The sequence below is a fragment of the Caballeronia humi genome (genome assembly GCF_001544475.1).
Lineage (GTDB): Bacteria > Pseudomonadota > Gammaproteobacteria > Burkholderiales > Burkholderiaceae > Caballeronia > Caballeronia humi.
In genome coordinates, this window is sequence record NZ_FCNW02000009.1 from 77,770 (window position 1) to 100,230 (window position 22,461).

Genomic DNA, 22,461 nt, shown 5'->3' on the forward strand with positions numbered 1-22,461 from the left:
CGGAGAAATCTGCATGAGTCAACTTTTCCTGCCGCGCCTGACGCTCGCCGATCTGCGCATCGAGCCCGGCTTGCCGACCGTCGTCTCGCCGGCCGCGGGCGCCGGTCTGTCGCTCGATGAAGCGGCGCCGCTCTTGCGCGCGATCGTCGGCGACACGCTCGAACGCGCGGGCGGCGTGCTGTTCACCGGCTTTCGCGTCGAATCGATCGATGCATTCCAGCAGTTCGCCGGCTCGTTCGGGCATCCGCTGATCGGCTACGAATTCGCATCGACGCCGCGCAGCCAGGTCGAAGGCGCCGTCTACACCTCGACGGAATATCCGCCGCATCGCTCGATCCCGCTGCACAACGAGCAGTCGTACACGCGCGAATGGCCGTTGCGCATCTGGTTCCACTGCGCGCTTGCCGCGCGCTCGGGCGGCGCGACGCCGATCGCCGACAGCCGCGCGATCTACCGCGCGCTCGATCCTGCGCTCGTCGCACGCTTTGCGAAGCGCGAACTGCTCTACGTGCGCAACTTCGGGCAAGGGCTCGATTTGCCGTGGCAGCAGGCGTTCGGCTCGGACGATCCGCGCGAGGTCGAGCGCATCTGCGTGGCGCGCGGTATCGATTGCGAATGGCGCGAGAGCGACGACGGCGAGCTTTTGCTGCGCACGCAGGAGCGGTGTCAGGCGGTCGCGCGCCATCCGACGACGGGCGACATGGTGTGGTTCAACCAGGCGAATCTGTTTCACCTGTCGGCGCTCGACGAGGACATGCAGGAAGCGCTCGTCGACGCGGTCGGTCTGGAGAACGTGCCGCGCAACGTCTTCTACTGCGACGGCGCGCCGATCGAAGCCGATGCGCTCGCCGAGATCCGCGGCGTGCTGGATCAGCAGCGCATCGTGTTCCCGTGGCTGACGGGCGACGTGCTGATGCTCGACAACATGCTGACCGCCCATGCGCGCGATCCGTTCGAAGGGCCGCGCAAGGTCGTCGTCGCGATGGCGCAAAGCTACAGCGAGCGGACGGCGCAACGATGACGAAGACGGTTGGAGCGGCGCTGACGGCGCGCTCGCTGACGGTCGGGTATCGCGACAACGTCGTGCTCGATGGCCTCGATCTGCAGATCGGCGCGGGCCGTATCACCGCGCTGTGCGGGCCGAACGGCTGCGGCAAGAGCACGCTCTTGCGCACGCTTGCCGGGCTGCAGCCCGCGCGCTCGGGCGAAATCGAAGTGAACGGCGCGCCGATCGGCACGTTTCGGCGGCGCGCGCTGGCCCGCACGCTCACGATGCTCGCGCAGTTCAACCAGATTCCGGCGGGCCTGACGGTGCGTGAGCTGGTGGCATACGGCCGCTATGCGCACGGCGGCTGGCTGCGCGGCTTGACGCACACGGACCACGAAGCGATCGACGAAGCGCTGGAAACGAGCGGCCTCGCCGACGACGCCGCGCGCGACGTCGCCGCGCTCTCGGGCGGCGAGCGTCAGCGCGCGTGGATCGCGATGGCGCTCGCGCAGCAGGCGCCGATCGTCCTGCTCGACGAGCCGACGACTTATCTCGACATCCATCATCAGCTCGACATCCTGCGCGAGTTGCGGCGCTTGAATCGAGAGCGCGGGCTGACGATCGTGTGGGTGCTGCACGACCTGAACCAGGCCGCCGCCTACAGCGATGAAATCGTGCTGATGCGCGCGGGACGCGTGATCGCGCACGGCGTGCCCGACGCGATGCTCGATCCGCAGCATCTGTTCGAGACCTTCGGCGTGCCGATGCTCAAGATCGCGCATCCGCAGACGGGCGCGCCGATGTGCGTTCCGGCTTACGATCATGTGCACCCCGTGCGCGCGAAGAAGGATATCGCCGCATGACGACGCTCGCAGCCCGCAAGCGCATGCGTCGCGCATCGTCGAACGTGGGCGGGGCCGCGCAGGATCGCGTCGGCGTGATCGGCGCGGCGCTCGTCGCGTTGATCGTGGCGGTTGCCGCGATGCGCCTCGCGCCGGAATTGCGCGCGTGGCTCGCCGCGCCGTCCGGCACCGACGCCGCGCAACTCGCGGGTATCTTTCTCTTCGATCTCGACGCGCCGCGCGTCGTGGCGGCGCTCGTCGCGGGCGGCTGCCTGTCGGTCGCGGGGACGCTCTTTCAGGCGCTCACGCGCAACCCGCTCGCGTCGCCCGACCTGCTCGGCATCACGGGCGGCGCGCAACTCGGCCTCGTCGTCGCGATGATCGTGCCGTCGCTCGTGGGGGCGGCGTCGGTGCCGCTCCTTTTCCTGTGCGGGCTCGCGGCGGCGGCGTGTGTTGCGGCGGCCGCTGGCGGCTGGCGCGCGACGCCGCTGCGGCTGGTGCTCGCCGGCAGCGTCTCTATGCTGCTTTTCTCCGCGATCACGACGCTCTTGCTTGCCTTCTTCGAGCAGACCGTGGTCGGCGCGTCGCTGTGGGCCAGCGGCAGCCTGTACCAGCCGGGCGCGCCCGGGCTCATGACCGCGCTCGGCTGGCTCGCGGCGCCGCTCGTCGCGTTGCCTTTCGTGATTCGTCCGCTCGATCCGCTCGCCCTCGGCGACGATGCCGCCGCCGCTGCCGGCGTGCGCGTCGACGCGACGCGGCTCGCTGCGATGACCGTCGCCGTCGGCTTCGCGAGCGTCGCGGTGAGTATCGCGGGGCCGCTGTCGTATGTCGGATTGATCGCGCCGAACCTGCTGCGCCAGATGCGCGGCGCGAAGGCGTCGAAGCTCGGAGCGCTCGTGCCGTTGTCGGCACTGGCAGGCGGCGCGCTCGTGCTCGTCACCGACAGCGCCGTGCTCGCCCTCGACCTGGATTCGACACTCTCGACCGGCGTCGCGATCGCTTTTCTCGGCACGCCGCTGATGCTCGCGATGATCCGAAGCGGCGCCGCGTGGTCCGGCGTGCTGCACGCGGGGCCGGAGCGGTCGACAGCGGGCGGCGGTACGCGAATCGTGCGCGCGATGTCGGCGTTGCCGTGGCCGGTCATCGCGTTGATCCTGTTTGTTGCGGGCGCGGCGATACTGGCGCTGGGCGCATCGTTCGGTCCGACCTGGCTCGGGCCTGAGCGCTGGCTGGCCGTGCTGCATCATCGCGACGACATCGGCCGGATGCTGCTCGATCTGCGCGTACCGCGATTGCTCTGCGCGCTGCTCGCGGGCGCGCTGCTCGCGGCGAGCGGCGTGCTGATGCAGAGCATCGTGCGCAATCCGCTCGCCGGACCCGAAGTGCTGGGCGTGACGCAGGGCGCCGGACTCGCGACGCTCGCCGTGCTGATGATCTGGCCGCTCGCCGGTCACGCGATCCTCGGCGCGGCGGCGCTCGCGGGCGGCGGGGCGACGCTCGTGCTCACGCTGCTTTTGAACCGGAGGCATCAATATGCGCCGCTCGCGGTGGCGTTGACGGGCATCGTTATCGGGACGTTGTGGACGACGCTCGCGCAATGGCTCATCACACAGCAGAGCGTGCAGCCCGCGCGGTTCGTCGTGTGGCTGATCGGCGGCACGTATGGACGCAGTTGGGGCGAGGTCGCGATGATTTTGCCGTGGTGCGCGCTGGCGTTGCCGGTCTTCGCGCTGCTCGCGCGTCCTTTGGATCTGCTCGCGCTAGGCGACGATCAGGCCGTCGCGCTCGGCTTGCCGATCGGCGTGCTGCGGCCGCTGGTGCTGACAATCGCGACGCTTGCCGCGTGCGCGGCCGTTGCGGCGGTGGGGCCGGTGGGCTTTATCGGGCTGATGGCGCCGCATCTCGCGACGATGCTCGGCGCGCGCACGCATGGCACGCGGTTGTGGCTTGCTGCGGCGCTCGGGGCGCTTGTGCTGGCGGCGGCGGATGTCGCGGCGCGCACGCTGCTTGCGCCGAGGGAAATCCCGGCGGGCGTGCTGACTGCGCTGATCGGAGCACCGTATCTGCTGGCGCTTTTGATCGTGCAGACGCGGCGTGAGAAGCGGAGCGCAAGGTGATGGCGGGAGCTCGGGATGCTGGTCGCGCGGCGGTTGGTGCTAACTCGATGCATGTTGCACAAGCGACTGATGTTGCAGACGCCACGCAAACCGCTGTCGCGACGCAGCACGCTGATCAAAAGCAAGGCGCTGACGCAACGCAACCTGCTCACGCAACGCAGACCGCTAACGCAACGCGGACCGCTAGCGTCTTAGCTTCGCCGCAAAGAAACAAGCCTCAATGCTTCGCCTCATTCGCCCCTGATGCGCTAAAGCCGTATCTGGAAAACGTATGGCTTGGGCCGCCCGAAGACACTGACGCCATCCCCTTATCCTCACTAGCCGATCACCGCGCCGCGATACTCGACGCAATGACCAACGTCTACGGTGGTGACTCAGAACTGCATGCGCGCGCGCTGTTATCGCAATGGAGCAAGTACTACTTCGGCCTTGCTGCCCCGGCAGGCGTCGTCGCGGCCCGGCTGTTACGCCGCACCCTCGACATGTCTCCCGCGCGCACGCAACTGGTACTGCGCGCAGGCATGCCCGCTGCGCTCTATTTTGCAGAAAACGCGCTACGTCCCCCCTCCGATGATCCCGCGCTTCGCTACGCCGGACTCCTCGATCATCTGCACGCCGTGATCGACATGCTTGCAAGCATGGCGCGCATCGCGCCGCGCGTGCTGTGGAGCAATGCGGGCAACCTGCTCGACTACGTGTTCGAGCAAACCACCCCGAACCCGCCCGACGATGACGCCGCCTGGCTCTTCGCCTCCACCAGCCCGGATGGCGAGCCCAATCCGCTGCGCATGCCGTTGCGCGACATGACGCCGCGATCGGCCCTGCTGCCGAGCCCGTTTCGCGCGCGCCGCGTGTGCTGCGTGCGCTATGAAATTCCAGGAGAGACACAACTGTGCGCAAGCTGCCCCCTACTGCTGACGATGAGCGACGACGACCTCGCGCTTCAGGACGCAATCCATCGATGAGGGCAACGACCGCAGCCGTGCTCACGTGCATGACGTTCGCGAGCAACGCGGTGGAAGCGGCCCAACCGACGTGCGGCCCGCTCGCCACCAATCCGACCGTTTCCCAGTACAGCCACAAGATGACGGTGAAGCCGAAGCGCGTCGTCGTGCTCGAATTCATGTTTGCCGAGGACCTCGCCGCGCTCGACATGACGCCGGTCGGCTTGGTCGACCCCGAGTACTACGCCGGCTGGATCGGCTACGACAGCGCGCGCTTTGCGGGCGTCCCCGAAGTCGGCACGCGCCAGGAGCCGAGCCTCGAAGCAATCGCGTCGACGCGGCCGGACCTGATCGTCGGGGTCGGTTACCGCCATGCGCCGATCTTCGACGCGCTCGACCGCATCGCGCCGACCGTGCTGTTCCAGTTCAGCCCGGATGTCGAAAAGGGCGGCGTGGAGGAGACGCAGCTCGACTGGACGCGCACGATCTTCCGCACGATCGGCTGCCTGACGGGTCGCGAGGACGCGACGCAAGCGGTCGAGGCGAAGCTCGACGCGGGTCTCGCCCGCGATGCCGCGCGTCTTGCAGCGGCAGGCCGCAGCGGTACGCAGTTCGCGTTGCTGCAGGAACTCGGCTTGCCTGACCGCTATTGGGCCTACACGGGCAACAGCACGGCAGCGGGCGTGGCGCGGGCGCTGGGCGTCGAACTGTGGCCATCGAAACCGACGCGCGAAGGCACCATCTATCTGACGTCGGCGGATTTCCTGAAGAAGCCGGAGGTGTCGGTGCTTTTCGTGACCGCGACGGGCGCGAACGTCCCGATCGATACGAAGCTCGATTCGCCGGTCTGGCGATTCGTGCCGGCAAAGCGGGAAGGGCGCGTGTCGCTGATCGAGCCGAATATCTGGGGCTTTGGCGGCCCGATGTCGGCGTTGCGGCTGGGAGATATGATTACTGAAAAGCTGTTGGCGCTGCCGAAGCCGTAGCGCTCAACATCTCGCGCAATCGTCGATAAAGAATGCCCTCATGCAAGCAAAACGGCCGCTTCTCGAAGCGGCCGTTCCTTGCTCACCCCACCGTTTCATTCCCCGCGGGCTCCGCAATCCTGAGCGCAGCCCTTGCCCCCTGCGTCTCGCTCACGATGCTCCCGTTCTCCAGCTTGAGCACCCGGTCGGCGAGAGGAAAGTACCTATCATCGTGCGTAATCACCACCACCGACTTGCCGCGCCCGCGCAGCTCCGGCAATAACTGCTCATAGAAAACCGCCTTGAACGCAGGGTCCTGATCGGCTGCCCACTCATCGAAGAGATAAAACGGCCGGTCCTCCAGATACGCGATCACGAGCGCAAGCCGCTTCCTTTGCCCCGTCGATAAAGCGCGCGTCGAGAACGCGCCGTCCACCACTTGCACCTTGTGATCGAGCGCGAGTTTGGCCACGAGCGCATTCGCCCGCGCATCGGCCTGCGCACGCGACGGATCGTTCGGATCGACGATCCCGAGCAACGCATCGAACAGATGGAAGTCGTTGAAGACCGCCGTAAAACGCTGCCGATACGCCGCGCGTCCATTCGTGCCGACCGGCTGCCCATCGACTTCGATCACGCCGCCTTCCGGCTCGTAAAGCCCCGTCAGCACTTTCGCCAGCGTCGTCTTGCCGCTGCCGTTCCCGCCGACGATGAACACGAGCTCACCCGGCGCGAACGTCAGATCGACAGGTCCGATGCGGAACATGCGCTCGTCGCGCTCGTGGAAATACGAGTGCGTGACGCCGCGCAGCGCAAGCGTCGAAAACGTCGCGTGCGATGCGCTGTCGGCCGGCGGCGGCGCGCTCGGCATGCCGCCGAACTCCGCCATCACCTTCTCGATCCGGTCGAGCGAGACGCGCGCTGCATTGACGGTCGGCAGGTTGTTCAGGAGGCCGTCGAGCGGCACCAGCATGAACAGGAACACGACCACGTATCCCGCGGCGGCGGAGGCATCGGCGCGCACGCCGAGCGTCGGCCAGAACGCCGCCGCGCCGAGGAACATATAGAACAGGAAGATGATCCAGCCGACCCCGACCGCATAAGCACTGAACGCACGCCGCCGATGATCACGCACCTCGCCGATCGCGGTGCCGAGCTGGCCATCGACGAATTGCCGCGCGCGTGCCTGATGCAGCTTCAGTTCCTTTGCGCCCGCAAAGAGCGCGCCGAGATACCCGAAGAGCTTGTCCTGTGATTTGCCGGCGGCTTCGAGCGCGGCGATAGCGCGCTTGTCGCCGGTGTGATAGCCGAGCGAGCCCGTCACGATCGCGGCGAGTGCGAGCACGCACACCGGCCACGACAACCACGCGAGATACCCCAGGCAGCCGAACACGATCGAGCCATGCATCACGATGTTGGGCAGCGCGAAGAACAGCATCGAGACGTTGGTGGCATCGTCGGTCAGCACGGACTGCACGGGCGCGGCGCCAATGCGCTCGACATCGCGCAACTCCGCCGACGCGACGCGTCGCGCGACGTGCTCGCGCAACTGCGCCATCGTGTCCTGCGAGAGGCGCGCGAAGAGCACGCCGGAGAGCACGCGCGTCGCGAGCGCGACGACCGCGCAAAGACCGAAGCGCCACGCAAGCGACGTATCGGCGAGCGACGGCTGCGAGAGCGCGCGGTTGAGCGTCGCGACGAGCATCACGCTCGCGATGCCGTTCAGCACGCACGCGACGAGCGCAAGCGCGAACGCGCCGCGAGAACGCTTGAGCAAGGCGAGGATAAGGCGCGCGGCAGGCTTCTGCTGTGCAGCGGTGTCGGGTGAGGACGGGGCGTCGTAACGCTCGTTGGCAACGGTCATCGGCAATGGGTCACAGAAAGATAAAGACTCGGGCGCGGAATGCGCCTCCTGATCTTTAGACGGATGGGAACACGAAATATTTAGCATCTTGCACCGGAGACGGGCGGTCGGGCCCTGAGAGCGTCCCACGCCTAAGAGAAATGCACCAAAGGCGGTAAAAATTCTTTAGCGCGGTTCGTCATCCCAATGAAGCCGCAATTCCTGCGGCCCCGCGATTGGCCGAAGCGGCCAGCCCCGAAGGATTTCATGCTCATGACGAGTTTCCCGACTGCGTTGCATCTCCGACTCCGCGCGCTTGCGCGTTTCAATCCAGAAGCGCCTGCGCTGGCTTCATTCACGCAGGGAGAAAGCAGGCTCTCGCGCGGCGAGCTCGATGCCCGAGCGTCGCATCTGGCGATGCAGCTGCGCGCGGCGGGGGTATCGACTGAGGTGCGGGTCGGAGTCTCTGTCGAGCGTTCATGCGAACTCTTCGTCGCGCTGCTCGCAGTGCTGAAGGCGGGAGGCGTGTTCGTGCCGCTCGATCCACGTCATCCGGCCGCGCGCCTCGACTGGATCGCGAAGGATGCGGGTCTTGCACACGGCATAGTCGACGCATCGGCGGAAGATGCGATGCGTGCCCGGTTTGAACAATGCTTCGTGGTATCGCACGAAGAGGGCACGTTTGAAGACGCTGCCGTCCATCCGCGCGCGGCGGCGTACATGATCTACACGTCCGGATCGACGGGTACGCCGAAGGCCGTAGTGGTTGAGCATGGTCCGCTTGCCGCGCACTGCGATGCGCTCGCCGCTACGCTGCCGATTACTTCGGACGATCGCCTGCTGCATTTCGCGTCGGTCAATTTCGATGCTGCACATGAGTGCTGGCTCGCACCGCTCGCGATGGGCGCGAGCATCGTCATCAGCGATCCGCCGCCTTTCGCGCCCGAAGCGGCGCATGCGCTGATCGTGCGCGAAAAGGTCAGCGTCGCGGCGTTCCCGCCTGCGTATCTGCGTGAGTTCGCAAGCGTCGCCGAGCGTGCAGGGGTGCCTGCTTCGCTGAAGGTGCTGGCATTCGGTGGTGAAGCGCTCTCGCAGCAAGCGTTCGAACATGTGCGGCGCGTGTTCCCGGCGGTGCGTCTCATCAACGGCTACGGTCCGACCGAGGCCGTCATCTCGCCGATGCTGTGGCCCGTCGAACCAGGCGCCACGCCCGAACTCGCAGGGGACGATGCGTATGCGTCGTTGCCCATCGGACGGCCGATCGGGCCGCGCGTCGCACGTATCGACAATGGCGAGCTTCTTTTGGGCGGGATGTGTCTCGCTCGTGGCTATCACGGCCGCGCCGCGTTGACGGCAGAAAGATTCCTGCCCGATGCGTCGGGCGAGGCGGGCGCGCGCATCTACCGCACGGGCGACCTCGCTCGCGAACGCGCGGACGGCGCCTACGACTACCTCGGCCGCATCGATGACCAGGTGCAGATTCGCGGCGTGCGGGTGGAGCCGGGCGAGATCGCGGCATGCCTGCGCGCGCATCCGTCGGTGCGCGATGCCGCGGTCCTCGCCGATACCAGCGACGGCCGCACGCAACTCACCGCGTGCATCGTCGCAAACGATGAAGCGCTCGACGATATCGCGCTGAAAAGCCATCTCGGCGAGCGTTTGCCTGCTGCGTGGCAGCCGCATCGTTACGTGCGCCTTGCGCGTTTGCCATACACGATGAACGGCAAGCTCGATCGCGATGCGCTCAAGCGCGCGGTGGATGAGCATGCATTTAAAGCCGACTACGTAGCGCCCGAAACCGATACCGAACACAAGCTCGCGCAGACGTGGCAGCGCATCCTGAACGAACGCGAACCGATCGGCCGCGATGAGCGTTTCTTCGGACGCGGCGGCGATTCGCTTGCAGCGATGCAGTTGCAAGCGGCGATCCGCATCGAGTGGCGCGTGAATCTGCGGCTCGATTCGCTGTTTGATGATCCCTCGCTCGCGGAGCTTGCCGCGCAGATCGATCGAAGCGATGTAGAGAGCGGGACGCTGGAGATCAAAGCTAAAAAGAGCGATGCGGCAGCACGATTCACGGATCGCGCCGCGTCGTTCGCGCAACAGCGCTTCTGGGTGCTCGCGCAAACGCGCGATGCGGGATCGGCGTATCACATCGCTGGACATTGGGACTTTCGCGGCACGCTCGACGCGAACGCATTGCAACGCGCGCTCGATCGCGTGATCGAACGTCATGAGGCATGGCGCACGACGCTAGTCGAAAGCGATGACGGCATCGTCATGCAGCGCATTCACGCGGCGTTGCCGGTGCGGATCGCGCTCGTCAATCCGCGCGATGCGGACGCGAACGAACTCGCTCAACGCCACGCAAGCGAGCCGTTCGATCTATCGGAAGGCCCGCTGCTGCGCGCAACCCTCGTCACCTTCGCCGATGATTCGCATCGCCTGATGCTCGCGGCTCATCACGCGGTGATGGACGGGTGGAGTTCGCGGTGCGTCTTCGAGGAACTGGCGGCTGCGTACACGGCTTTCGCGTATAAACGCGAACCGTCGCTGCCCGTCTTGCCGATCCAGTACGCCGATTACGCCGATTGGCAACGTGAACTCGTGGCGGGCGAAGAGGGCAAGCGGCAATTCGCATACTGGCGCGAAGCATTGAACGGGGTACCCGAGCCGCTCGCGCTTCCGTACGACCGCGCCCGCCCCGCCGAGCGCGATCATCGCGGTGCGCGCGTATCGTTGCGGCTGTCCGAAGCCGTATCGGCCGATGTGCGCGAACTCGCGCGGCGCACTCATGCATCGCCGTTCGCCGTTCTGCTCGCCTCGTTCAATGCATGGCTCTGTCGCCTGACGGGTGCGAACGATATCGTCGTCGCGGTGCCGGTTGCGCATCGCCAGCGGCCGGAGACTGCGCGGCTCGTCGGCTTGTTCCTCAACACGCTCGCGTTGCGCGCGCGCATCGATCCGCTGGCATCGTTCGCGTCGCTGCTCGATACCGTGCGCGCCGCGTCGCTCGCTGCGCTTGCGCATCAGGACGTGCCTTTCGATCAGGTGCTCGATGCGGTCAAGCCGCCTGTGCGTCGCGGCGACGAGTGGTTGCGCGTGAAATTCGCGCAGCAGTTCGATGCAGAATTGAAGTCGCAATTACCAAACGCATCGGCGGTGGCGACGCCCGGTCCCGATCTCGCCGCGCGCTTCGACTTCGCACTCGATTTCACCGACGACGCAAACAACATCGAACTGACGGCGGCTCATGCGCTCGATTGCATCGATAGCGCAACGGCTGAAGCATGGCTCGCCAGTTTCGCGACGCTCCTCACGGATGCCGTGCGTGATCCGCAGCGTCCGCTCACGCTGCTCGATTGCGCCGATGCGCCCGCCTTCCGCGACGCGCAGAAGGGCCGCACGTTGCCGCTCTTCGTCACTGACGTGCTCGCGCTCTTCGCGCAGCACGCGGCGGCGACGCCGCATCGAACCGCACTCGCCGACGCCCACGCGCAACTCACGTTCGAAGAACTCGACGATGCGTCAAACCGCGTTGCGCTCGCGCTGCAACAGCGCGGCGTTGGAGCGGAGCAGGCGGTCGTCGTTTGCATGGAGCGATCGGTGCGCTTCGTGGTCGCGCTGGTCGGCGTGCTGAAGTCCGGCGCGTATGCGGTGCCGCTCGATCCCGCGATGCCTGCGGAACGCCTCGCCGCCGCCGCCGATGCATGCGGCGCGCAATGGGCGCTCGGCTTGCAGCAAACGCTCGGCCGCGCGTCAGTACTCGACGTCGATACGCTCTCTCAAGACACATCGCTTGCAAATGCAGTCGCGCGCCGCGCGCCGCCCGCACCCGAGCAGGCCGCTTACCTCATCTTCACGTCCGGATCGACCGGTACGCCGAAGGGCGTGACGATCTCGCATCGCGCGCTCGCGGACTACGTGCAAGGCATGCTCGACGAACTGGCTTTCGCATCCGACGCATCGATGGCAATGGTCTCGACCGTGGCCGCGGATCTCGGCCACACGACGCTCTTCGGCGCGCTGTGCTCGGGGCGCACGCTGCATCTGTTGCCGGCGCAATGCGCGTTCGATCCGGACCGCTTCGCGCAGGAAATGCGCGCGCGCGAAGTCGGTGTGCTGAAAATCGTGCCGAGCCATTTGCATGCGCTCCTCGACGCGCACCATCCGGCCGATGTGCTGCCGTCGCACGCGCTCGTGACGGGCGGCGAAGCGCTGCCGTGGACGCTGGTCGAGCGGATCGCATCGCTCAAACCGGGTTGCCGCGTGATCAATCACTATGGTCCGACCGAAGCGACCGTCGGCGCGCTGACGTGCGAGACGGCCACGCTTTCCGGGTATTCGACGCAAGGCGTTCCGCTCGGGCGGCCGCTGCCGAATGCGTCCGCGTACGTGCTCGACGCACACGGCGCATGCGTGCCGTCGGGCGGCATCGGCGAGCTGTATCTGGGCGGGCCGGGTGTTGCGCGGGGCTACCTCGGCCGCGCAGCGGCGACCGCTGAGCGCTTCGTACCGCATCCGTTCGCACAAGGCGAGCGTCTGTATCGAACGGGGGATCGGGTGCGGCTGCGTGCCGATCGCCGTATCGATTTTCTCGGGCGTCTCGATGATCAGGTGAAGATTCGCGGCTATCGAGTCGAGCCGGGCGAAGTAAGCGCGGCACTTTGTGCCATCCACGGCGTGGCGCAAGCCGAGACGCTCGCGGTCGAGCATGAAGGGCGCATGCGTCTTGCGTCGTTCGTGACGGTGCGGTCTGTCGCCGAAGCCGCGTTGCGCGATGCGCTTGCCGCAACGTTGCCGGACTACATGGTGCCGTCCGTGCTGATCGTGCTCGATGCGTTGCCGGTGACCGCCAACGGCAAGATCGACCGCGCCGCGTTGCGTGCTTTTGCTGCGGCGCCGGCGCCTGTCGCATCCGCTGGCGATGCGCCGCGCGGGCCCGCAGAAGAAGCGCTTGCGGCGGTCTGGAAGGAAGTGTTGAAGGCCGAACGCATCGGCCGCGACGACAACTTCTTCGAACTCGGCGGCGACTCGATTCTCGTGCTTCAAGTCATCGCGCGCTCACGCAAGCGCGGGCTGCGCTTCACGCCGAAGCAGTTGTTCGATGGCCCGACAGTTGCGCAACTGGCGCAAGTCGCCAAGCTGGTCGATGCCGCCCGGCCGGCCACCGTAACGCCCACGACGCAAAGCGCCACGCTCACGCCCGCTCAACTTCGCTTCTTCGCGCTCGACATTCCACAGCGCGGCCACTGGAACCAGTCGATTGAATTCGATACGCAAACGCCGTTCGATCTCGATGCTTTCGGGCGTGCCTTCGATGCGCTGCTCACGCATCATGCGATCTTCAGCCAACGCTTCGAGCAGGGAACATGGGCGCCTACTTACGCGCCGAAAGCGTTCGATACGCTGCCGCTCGCGGCTACTTCAGCAGTAGACGAAACCGATGCCCTCGCTCAATTCGACGCCCTGCAAAGCACGCTCGATCTGACGCGCGGGCCGCTTGTCTGCGCTCTTGCAGCAGCCTTGCCGGACGGTCGAACAAAGCTGTATCTCGCGATCCATCACGTGATCGTCGATGGCGTGTCGTGGCGCATCCTGCTCGACGATCTCGATACAGCCTACCGCGCCGCAGGCGAACGGCGCAGCGTGCGCCTGGCGCCGGTGGGCGTTCGCGCGCAGGACTGGGCAGCGCGTCTAGCGCGCACCGCTCGCGAGACCGATTCGCCGTTCGCGCAGGAAGTACCGTATTGGACCGCGCTAGCCGCACCGCACGACGACATTGCGCTTGATCACCCGCAAGCCAAAGCAAAGAACGCTGATGCCGCGATCATTGAGCAGACGCTAAGCGCCGATCTCACGCGCGCCGCGCTCACCGACGCAAACGCGGCCTATCGCACGCAGACGATCGAACTGCTGATCGCGGCGCTTGCACAGGCGATCGGCGAAAAGACGCATCAGCCGTCGTGCCGTCTCGAACTCGAAGGCCACGGCCGCGAGGCCCTCTTCGACGATATCGATGCAAGCCGCACGCTCGGCTGGCTGACGTCCCACTATCCGGTGGCGCTGCCCGCAGACGGCTCACCGGCCGCCGTGAAGGACGCATTGCGCGCAGTGCCGAACAAAGGGCTCGGCTTCGGCGTGCTGCGCCACTACGGCGACGACGCCACGCGCGCCGCACTGGCCAACGTGCCGCGTCCACGTGTGACGTTCAACTATCTCGGCCAGTTCGACGCTCCACGAGACGCCGCATTTAAGCCGCGTTTTGGGGGCGCGGGTTGCGAACGCGATCCGTCGGGTCCGCTCGGCAACGCGCTCGCCATTCACGCATGGATCGACGCGAAAGATGGTGCGCGCACGTTGAAGCTGCACTGGGTCTACGGATCGACGCAATTCGACCGCGCGACGATCGAAGCGCTGGCCGCGCGCTTCGAAGCATCGCTTGCTGTGATGACAGCGGCATGCGTCGAACGCGGCGCCGGCGCAACGCCTTCGGACTATCCGCTCGCTCAAGCCAGCGGCCTGACGCAAGCCGCGCTCGATCGCTTGCCGCATGATCTGCGCACGATCGACGACATCTATCGGCTCTCGCCGATGCAGCAGGGCATCCTGTTCCACTCGCTCCTCGCGCCCGAACAAGCAACGTATGTGAATCAACTGGTCGCGACGCTGGCGTCGCCGAACGTCGAGCGCTTGCGCGCCGCATTCGCCGCCGCCGTGCCGCGCCACGACATCTTGCGCACGAGCTTCACGCCCGACGAAGCCGCGTCGATGCAGATCGTGCATCGTCAGGCGCAGATGCCGTTCGATGTCCTCGACTGGCGCGATCGAGGGGAAGACTTCGAAGCATGGCTCATCGCCGATCGGGCACGCGGCTTCGATCTGAGCGCGCCGCCTTTGATGCGCGTCGCGCTGATCCGCTTGACCGATGATGAATGGCGTCTCGTCTGGACGCGGCATCACTTGTTGCTCGACGGATGGAGCACCGCGCGCCTGTTTGCGGACGTGCTCACTGACTACATTGAACCGCCGCGTCCGCAGCCGTTCGCGTCGCCTGCGAAGGCGCGCTATCGCGACTTCATCGCGTGGCTCGCGGCACGCGATACGGGCGCAGAACAAGCGTTCTGGCTGGAGCGCCTGGCGCGCCTCGGTGAACCGACGCTCGTCGGGCAACGCGATGCGAGCGCGCGAGCGAAGAACCGCGTCTTGCGCGCGACGCTCGACGCCGCGACGATGGCATGCATCACCGATACGGCACGGCGTCTGCACGTCACGACCAACACGCTGGTTCAGGGCGCATGGGCGCTGGCACTGCAACGCACGACGCATCAATCGTCGGTGGCGTTCGGCGCGACCGTCGCGGGCCGCCCGGAAGCATTGCCCGACTTTGATACCGTGCTCGGTCTTTTCATCAACACGCTGCCCGTCATCACGGTGCCGCTGCCGCAGCGCGCGGCATCGGCATGGCTGCGCGAGTTGCAGAGCGACAACGCCGCGGCCGCCGAGCACGCGCACACGCCGCTCGCCGATATCCAGCGCTGGGCCCGGCAAGGTGGCGGCGCGTTGTTCGACACGCTTGTCGTCTTCGAGAACTATCCGGTCGATGAGGCATGGGCCGGCCGCGACGAACGCGCGTTGAAAATGCGCGACCTGCGCAATATCGAAGCGACCGATTTCGCGATGACACTCGTGATCGAAGCGGGCACGTCGATGACGATCGACTATGGCTACGACGCCGCACGCATTGACGAGGCGCGCGTCACCGCGTTGCATCGTGCGTTCGCGACATGCCTCGATGGCATCGTGGCGAATCCGGACGCGCCGCTCGGCACGATCTCGATCGCAACCGCCGACGATCTCGCCGCGCTCGCCCGCTACAACGCGACCGGGCAGACGTGGAGCGCCATGCAGCAATTGCCGCTGCATCGGCAATTCGAACGCGCGGCGCAAAGCACGCCCGATGCCATCGCGCTCGAATTCGCGGATGCGTACGGGCAAGTCCAGCAAATGCGCTACGCCGAACTCGATGCCCACGCGAACCGCATCGCCGCCGCCTTGCTGGCGGCGGGCGTTGCACCGGACACAGCGGTCGCGCTATGCGTCGAGCGATCGTTCGAGATGGTGATCGCGCTCATCGGCGTGCTGAAGGCCGGTGCCGCGTATCTGCCGATCGATCCCGATTACCCGGCCGAGCGCATCGGCTATCTGCTCGATGATGCGAAGCCGGCCGTCGTCCTTACGCAAGCGCATCTGCGCGAACGTGTCGAGGCCTCGGGCGTGCGCGTACTAACCGTCGACGAACTGATGCAGCACGACACGACGCTGGACGCATGCATCGAAGTGGAACGTGAACAGCTTGCGTACCTGATCTACACGTCCGGTTCGACCGGCAAGCCGAAGGGCGCGGGCAACACGCATGCGGCACTAGCGAACCGCATCGCATGGATGCAGGACGCGTATCGCCTCGATTCGAATGATGTCGTGTTGCACAAGACGCCGTTCGGCTTCGACGTATCGGTGTGGGAATTCGTGTGGCCGCTCGCAGTCGGCGCGAAGCTCGCGATCGCCGCGCCCGGCGATCATCGCGACCCGGCGCGTCTCGTTGCCGCGATCGAAACGCATCGCGTGAGCACGCTTCACTTCGTGCCGTCGATGCTTGCGGTGTTCGTCGGCCACCTCGACCAGTTCGGCGAAGCCGCGCGCTGCAAGAGCGTCGAGCGGATCGTCGCGAGCGGTGAAGCGCTGGCGCCGGAACTCGTGGCGCGCGTGACGCAACTGCTGCCGAACGCGCGTCTCTACAACCTCTACGGCCCGACTGAAGCGGCGATCGACGTGTCGCACTGGACATGCGCCGCGAGCGATGCCGACGCGTCCTCCGTGCCGATCGGACATCCGATCGCGAACCTGCAACTACATGTGCTCGATGCAGCGTTGCATCCGGTGCCGCGGGGCGCAATCGGTGAGTTGTATCTCGGCGGCGCGGGACTCGCGCGTGGCTATCTAGGCCGGCCCTCGCTCACGTCCGAGCGCTTCGTGCCTGATCCGTTCACGGCTGGCGCGCGTCTCTATCGCACGGGTGACCTCGCGCGTCGCCGCGACGATGGCGCGCTCGATTACCTGGGCCGCGTCGATACGCAGGTGAAGCTGCGCGGTCAGCGCATCGAGCCGGGTGAGATCGAGGCACTGTTGCGCGGGGCGCCCGGCGTACACGACGCGGTCGTGATCGTACGCGACGAGCAGTTGATCGGTTACGTCGCACGCGGCGAAGTCGCACTCGATCAGGCGACGCTCTTCGACGCCCTGCGCGCTCAATTGCCCGCGTACATGGTGCCCGCGCAGCTGATCGAACTGGATGCGCTGCCCATCACACCGAACGGGAAGTGCGATCGGAACGCATTGCCCGCGCCATCGCGCGAGACGAAGGCGAACGACGCTCCGCACACCGATATCGAACGCGAACTCGCCGCGATCTGGCAGCGCGTGCTTCGACTCGAATCCATCGGCCGCGACGACGACTTCTTCGCGCTCGGCGGTCACTCGTTGCTTGCGACGCAGGCGAACGCACAGGCGAACCTGCACTGGTCGCTGATGCTGCCGCTGCGCACGCTCTTCGACGAACGCACGCTCTCGCGCGTCGCAGCGACGATCGACCGGGCGCTCGCCGAACGCGGCGCGCATACCGGACAAGACGCCGCAAGCGCGATCGATGCGCTGCTGAGCGAACTGGAAACGCTTTGAGGATCGACGGATGACGACTGCAAGACCCGATTTGCTCTCACTCGCGGCGCGCTTTGCGAAGCTGCCTGACCCGCAGCGCAAGACCTTTTTGACGACGCTCGACGCAGCCGGCATCGACTTCCGCCTGCTGCCGATTCCGCCACGCGCCGAGCGCGCGGCGAGCGTGCCGGCGTCGTTTGCGCAGACGCGTTTGTGGCTCCACGCGCGCATGATCGACGAGCCCGCCGCATATCACATCACCGAGCGTCTGCGTCTCGATGGCGCGCTCGATGCGAACGCGCTGCGCCTCTCATGCGATGCGTTGATCGCGCGCCACGAGGCGTTGCGCACGACGTTCGCTGAGGGCGCGGACGGCGTGCAGCAGTCGGTGCATGCGCCGACGCGCTGCCCGTGGCACGCGGTTGATTTGAGCACTGTTCCCGCCGCCGAACGCGAGACGCGCGCAAGCGCCATCGCTGCCGCTGATGAAGCTGCGCCCTTCGATCTGGCGCATGGCCCGCTGATGCGCGCCATCCTTGTCCGCCTCGACGCAACGATGCACTGGCTCTCGATCACCACGCATCACATCGTCTCGGACGGCTGGTCCGCCGACATCGCGCTTGCCGAACTGGCTTCGTTCTATCGTTCGTATGCACGTAACGAAGCGGTGTCGCTGCCGCCGCTGCCGATCCAGTACGCCGACTACGCGCTCTGGCAGCGCCGCTGGCTCGATGCGGGCGAGCGCGATCGTCAGCTCGAATTCTGGCGTGCGCGGCTCGATCCGACGCGCGACGTGCTGATGTTGCCCGGCGCCGCACCGCGTCCTGCGCAGCGCGGCGCGCGCGCGGCGCTGCATCTGTTCAAGCTCGATACGCCGCTCGCGCAACGCGTGAAGGCGTTCGCCAATGCGCACCGCGCGACGCCGTTCGGCGTGCTGCTCGCGACACTCGACGCGTTGCTCGCGCGTGCGTCGGGTGAGACGCATATCCAGGTCGGCGTGCCGTCGGCGAATCGCGAGCGGGGCGAGACGGCTGGCCTCATCGGCTTCTTCGTCAACACGCTGACGCTCGCGACGCGCATCGATGCGAACAAGTCGTTCGCCGCGCTCGTCAATGCCACGCAACAAGGGCTCATCGATGCGCAGTCGCATCAGGATGTGCCGTTCGAGCAGGTGGTCGAAGCGCTGGGCGTCGTGCGCAGCGCGAGCCATCATCCGCTCTTTCAGGTGATGGCCGCGTATGGCGCGCGGCGTCCTCTGCCGTCGCTTGCCGATGTGCGCATGACCGAGTTGCCGTCGGGCATGCCCTTCGCAAAGTTCGATCTCACGCTGAGCTTCGAGGATCGCGACGACGGTTCCATCGACGCAGGCTTCATCTACGCACTCGATCTCTTCGAAGCCGATGCGGTCGAACGGCTTGCGCGACGCTTCGTCGAATTGCTGTCGAATGCGCTCGATGCACCGGATGCGCTCGTCGGTGATCTTCAATGGCTGCCGCACGCGGAGCGCGCCCAACTGGACGCATGGAACGACAACGTGCCGCAAGAGGCGGAAGCGTTCAAGCCCGTTCACGAACACATCGCCGATCATGCGCGCGCGCGGCCCGATGCGCGCGGCGTCGCGGATACGGACCGATCGCTCACACGCGGCGAAGTCGATGCCCGCGCGATGCGCCTCGCGCAGCGTCTCGTCGCGGCGGGCGTCAGCGCGGAGATGCGCGTGGGCGTCGCGCTCGGACGCTCGGTGAATCTGCTCGTCGGTTTGATCGCGGCGCTGAAGTCGGGCGGCGCGTTCGTGCCGCTCGATCCGAGCCATCCGCGCGAACGTCTGTCGCAAATCCTCGATGATGCGCAGATCGTGCATATCGTTACGGAGCGCGCGAGCCTCGCCGCGCTGCCCATGTCCGAGCACGCGCGCGTCTGGCTGATCGACGACGAATCTCTCTACGACGACGACGCGACATCAAACGTCCCGCTGCCCGCCGTCGCTCCGCAACAAGCGGCGTATGCGATCTATACGTCGGGCTCCACAGGCAAGCCTAAAGGCGTGATCGTCGATCACGGTTCGTTTGCTCTGCATTGTGCGGCGATTGCGAAGCGCTATGGCGCGGGCGAGAAAGATGTCTTCCTGCTGTTCCAGTCGGTGAATTTCGACGGCGCGCACGAAGGCTGGTTCTCGCAGTACATGTCGGGTGCCGCGGTCGCGGTCACGGCCGATACGCTGTGGCCGCCCGCGCTCACCTGCAAGCTGATGACGCGCGAAGGCGTGACGATGACCTACGTGCCGCCGGGTTGCGCGACGCAGCTCGCCGAATGGGCGCTCGCTCACGGCGCGCCGCCGACGCTGCGCTCGCTGACGGTCGGCGGTGAAGCCACGTCGCGCGAAGCGTTCGCGCTGATGCGCCGCGCATTTCCGAACGCGCGCATCGTCAACGGCTACGGACCGACGGAAACCGTCATCACGCCGATGCTGTGGATGTTCAACCCCGGCGACGATCCCGCGAAACTCGCCGACAGCGCCTATCTGCCGATCGGCACGCTCGTCGGCGCGCGCACGGCGCACGTGCTCGACGCGCGGCTGAATCCGCTCCCGGTCGGCGTGACGGGCGAGCTGTATCTGGGCGGCGAGGGCGTGGGCGTTGCACGCGGCTATCTCGACCGGCCCGCGCTCACGGCCGAGCGCTTCGTGCCCGATCCGTTCGGCGTGCCGGGGGCGCGGCTGTATCGCACCGGCGATCTCGTGCGGCGTCGCGCCGATGGCGTGTTCGATTTCATCGGCCGTGTCGATCATCAGGTGAAGTTGCGCGGCTTGCGGATCGAACTCGGCGAGATCGAGGCGCAACTCGCCGCACACGACGACGTGCGCGAAGCGGTGGCGGTCGTGAACGGAAAGGGCGCGCAGGCGGCGCTCGTCGCTTACGTCGAACTGACCGATGAAGCGCGCGTGCGCGCCGCCCGCGCCGATGCCGCCGAACTCGATGCGCATCTGCGCCACACGCTGCCCGACTACATGGTGCCCGCGCATATCGTCGTGCTCGACGCGTTGCCGCGCAACGCGAACAGCAAGGTCGATCGCGCGGCGCTACCAGAGCCGAAGCGCCGCGAGCGCGCTTACGAGGCGCCCAAAGCCGGCACAGAAGCAGCGCTGGCTGCGATCTGGCGCGAAGTGCTGGACGTCGAGCGAATCGGTCGAGCGGATCATTTCTTCGAACTCGGCGGGCATTCGCTCGCTGCGGTGCGCGTGGCGACGCGTGTCGCGGAGCGGCTCGCCCGCGACGTGCCGGTGCGCACGCTTTTCGAGGCGCCGATCCTTTCGCAATATGCGCAGCGTGTGACGCGTGCACGCGTGGCCGAAGGCGCGTCCGATCTCGCGATGCCTGCTGTCGTGGCTGATGCGCAAGGCGTGCTGCCACTATCGGCCGCGCAACTCGGCCTGTGGTTCCTGTGGCGCGCGCAGCCGCGAAGCGCTGCCTACAACATTCCCGTCTCGTTGCGGCTGCGCGGCCCGCTAGCCATCGACGCGTTGCGCGAAGCGTTTGCTCAAGCCGCCGCGCGTCATCCGGCACTGCGCACGCGCTTCGTCGAACACGATGGTGCGTTGCCCGGCCAGCGCACCGACACGACATGCGAAGTCGAACTGCCTTTGATCGATCTGACGAACGATGCGCAACGTGTCGCGCGCGCCACGGCCCTGACGGATGAAGACGCGCTCACGCCGTTTGATTTGCTCGATGCAAAACCGCTCTGGCGCGCGCGTCTCCTGCGTCTTGCCGACGATGATCACGTGCTGTCGCTCATCGTGCATCACATCGTGTCCGATGGGCATTCGATCGATCTCTGGCTCGAAGATATCCGCACCACGTATGTAACGCTCAAAGCTGGCGCATCGCGCGTTCGCGTTATCACGCAAGCGTGGCCCGTGCTGCCCGCGTCCGCGCCGCCGTCGCGCCTGGCGTTCTGGCGTGATGCACTCGACGGCGCCCCGTCGGACCTGTTGCCTGCGCCCGCATCGGGCCGCGCGAGCGATCCTCAATGGTCGGCGAACCGCATCGCGTTCGAGTTCGACGATGCGCTCGTGCGCCGTGCCCGCTCGATGTCGCTCGACGCCCACGCGACGCTGCCGATGCTCCTGCACGCCGCGCTGAACGTCGCGTTCTATCGCGTGACGGGCGCGCTGGATCAGCCCGTCGGCGTGCTGGCCTCGACACGCGAGCTAACCGGTGACGCCGCACGTCACGCACTCGGGCTTTTCATCAACGCGGTGGTCGTGCGCACGCGGCTCACTCGCAACGATTCGCCCGCGACGATCCTGAATACCGTGCGCGACGCCGCGCTCGCCGCATACGCTCATGCCGACACGCCGTTCGCCGACGTGGTCGCGGCGTTGAGCGCGCCGCGCGCGGGGCTCGGAAATCCGCTGTTCCAGGTGATGTTCAACTACCTGCGTCCGGCAGGCGCGGCGAATCGCGACTGGGCTGGCCTCGCGCTCGACGAGTTCAACGACGTGCGTCATCGCGTCGTCTTCGAACTGGAACTGGATATCGTCGAGCATCCGGACGGCCGCGTGACGGGCGCGTTTTCGTACGCGAACGAACTCGTCGATGCGGCGTTCGTCGAGGCGTTGTCGAACGACTATCTCGCAGCCGTACAGCAATTCGTCGAAGCACCGCATGACGCGCTCGGCGAAGCGCATGCGCTCTTTGCTTGCACGCCGCATGGCGACGCAGCGACGCAACCGCTGCTCGATACGGCCGCCCGTGCGAAAGCACAACGCGCAGCACAAGCACTCGAACGCGTATGGCGCGATCTCTTCGACGGCCAGCCCCTCTCGCACGACGACGACCTCTTCGAAGCAGGCGCCACCTCGTTCGACGTCGTGCGTTTCGTCGATGCCGCGCAGCGCGCTGGCTTCGCGATCGAAATAGCCGACGTCTTCGCCACGCCGAACTTCGCGGGACTCGCCAGGCATGTCGCGCGCGAAGCACTAGTCCCGGCCGGAGCGCAACACGCGCCGGCCATCAATCAATAAGAACCGAATGAGAGCAGAG

The 22,461-nt window shown here is 66.6% G+C and carries 8 protein-coding genes; 7 read left to right on the forward strand and 1 reads right to left on the reverse strand.

Annotated features, from left to right (window positions below; translation table 11 throughout):
* The first annotated feature begins 13 nt into the window (after positions 1 to 13).
* From AWB65_RS11905 to AWB65_RS11925, 5 genes are all read left to right on the forward strand, one after another.
* Complete coding sequence (locus AWB65_RS11905) at positions 14 to 1,021, forward strand: TauD/TfdA family dioxygenase (protein ID WP_087667360.1); 1,008 nt, start codon at positions 14 to 16, stop codon at positions 1,019 to 1,021.
* Entirely contained in the window at positions 1,018 to 1,851 is an 834-nt protein-coding gene (locus tag AWB65_RS11910; protein WP_087667361.1) for an ABC transporter ATP-binding protein, read from the forward strand. Before AWB65_RS11905 ends, AWB65_RS11910 begins: the two co-directional genes overlap by 4 nt.
* Complete coding sequence (gene fhuB, locus AWB65_RS11915; RefSeq protein WP_087667362.1) at positions 1,848 to 3,947, forward strand: Fe(3+)-hydroxamate ABC transporter permease FhuB; 2,100 nt, start codon at positions 1,848 to 1,850, stop codon at positions 3,945 to 3,947. Before AWB65_RS11910 ends, fhuB begins: the two co-directional genes overlap by 4 nt.
* A gap of 260 nt (positions 3,948 to 4,207) precedes the next feature.
* Positions 4,208 to 4,912 carry a siderophore-iron reductase FhuF gene (fhuF, locus tag AWB65_RS11920; protein ID WP_235007606.1) on the forward strand — a complete coding sequence of 235 codons (705 nt, stop codon included), beginning with the start codon at positions 4,208 to 4,210 and terminating at the stop codon, positions 4,910 to 4,912.
* The gene (locus AWB65_RS11925; RefSeq protein WP_200821708.1) at positions 4,909 to 5,877 is read left to right on the forward strand and encodes an ABC transporter substrate-binding protein; all 969 of its coding nucleotides are present in this window, start codon (positions 4,909 to 4,911) and stop codon (positions 5,875 to 5,877) included. Before fhuF ends, AWB65_RS11925 begins: the two co-directional genes overlap by 4 nt.
* Positions 5,878 to 5,959: 82 nt before the next feature.
* Here the strand turns inward: AWB65_RS11925 and AWB65_RS11930 are convergent, their stop codons facing one another.
* Positions 5,960 to 7,720 (reverse strand): cyclic peptide export ABC transporter, encoded by a 1,761-nt coding sequence (locus AWB65_RS11930; protein ID WP_087667364.1) that lies wholly within the window; start codon positions 7,718 to 7,720, stop codon positions 5,960 to 5,962.
* Positions 7,721 to 7,972: 252 nt separating this feature from the next.
* Between AWB65_RS11930 and AWB65_RS11935 the strand changes: the two genes are divergently transcribed.
* Both AWB65_RS11935 and AWB65_RS11940 read left to right on the forward strand, forming a co-directional pair.
* Positions 7,973 to 17,437 carry a non-ribosomal peptide synthetase gene (locus AWB65_RS11935; protein ID WP_087667430.1) on the forward strand — a complete coding sequence of 3,155 codons (9,465 nt, stop codon included), beginning with the start codon at positions 7,973 to 7,975 and terminating at the stop codon, positions 17,435 to 17,437.
* A 10-nt stretch (positions 17,438 to 17,447) separates the two neighbouring features.
* A complete protein-coding gene (locus tag AWB65_RS11940) occupies positions 17,448 to 22,442 on the forward strand; it encodes a non-ribosomal peptide synthetase (protein WP_087667365.1) in 4,995 nt (1,664 codons plus the stop codon).
* The last annotated feature ends 19 nt before the right edge of the window (positions 22,443 to 22,461 follow it).

What these genes read in the sequence shown, in the direction of transcription:
- AWB65_RS11910 (WP_087667361.1), top strand. Translation starts at nt 1,018, where the DNA reads ATGACGAAGACGGTTGGAGCGGCGCTGACGGCGCGCTCGCTGACGGTC.
- AWB65_RS11940 (WP_087667365.1), top strand. Translation starts at nt 17,448, where the DNA reads ATGACGACTGCAAGACCCGATTTGCTCTCACTCGCGGCGCGCTTTGCG.
- AWB65_RS11930 (WP_087667364.1), bottom strand. Translation starts at nt 7,720, where the DNA reads ATGACCGTTGCCAACGAGCGTTACGACGCCCCGTCCTCACCCGACACC.
- AWB65_RS11905 (WP_087667360.1), top strand. Translation starts at nt 14, where the DNA reads ATGAGTCAACTTTTCCTGCCGCGCCTGACGCTCGCCGATCTGCGCATC.
- AWB65_RS11935 (WP_087667430.1), top strand. Translation starts at nt 7,973, where the DNA reads ATGACGAGTTTCCCGACTGCGTTGCATCTCCGACTCCGCGCGCTTGCG.
- AWB65_RS11925 (WP_200821708.1), top strand. Translation starts at nt 4,909, where the DNA reads ATGAGGGCAACGACCGCAGCCGTGCTCACGTGCATGACGTTCGCGAGC.
- fhuB (WP_087667362.1), top strand. Translation starts at nt 1,848, where the DNA reads ATGACGACGCTCGCAGCCCGCAAGCGCATGCGTCGCGCATCGTCGAAC.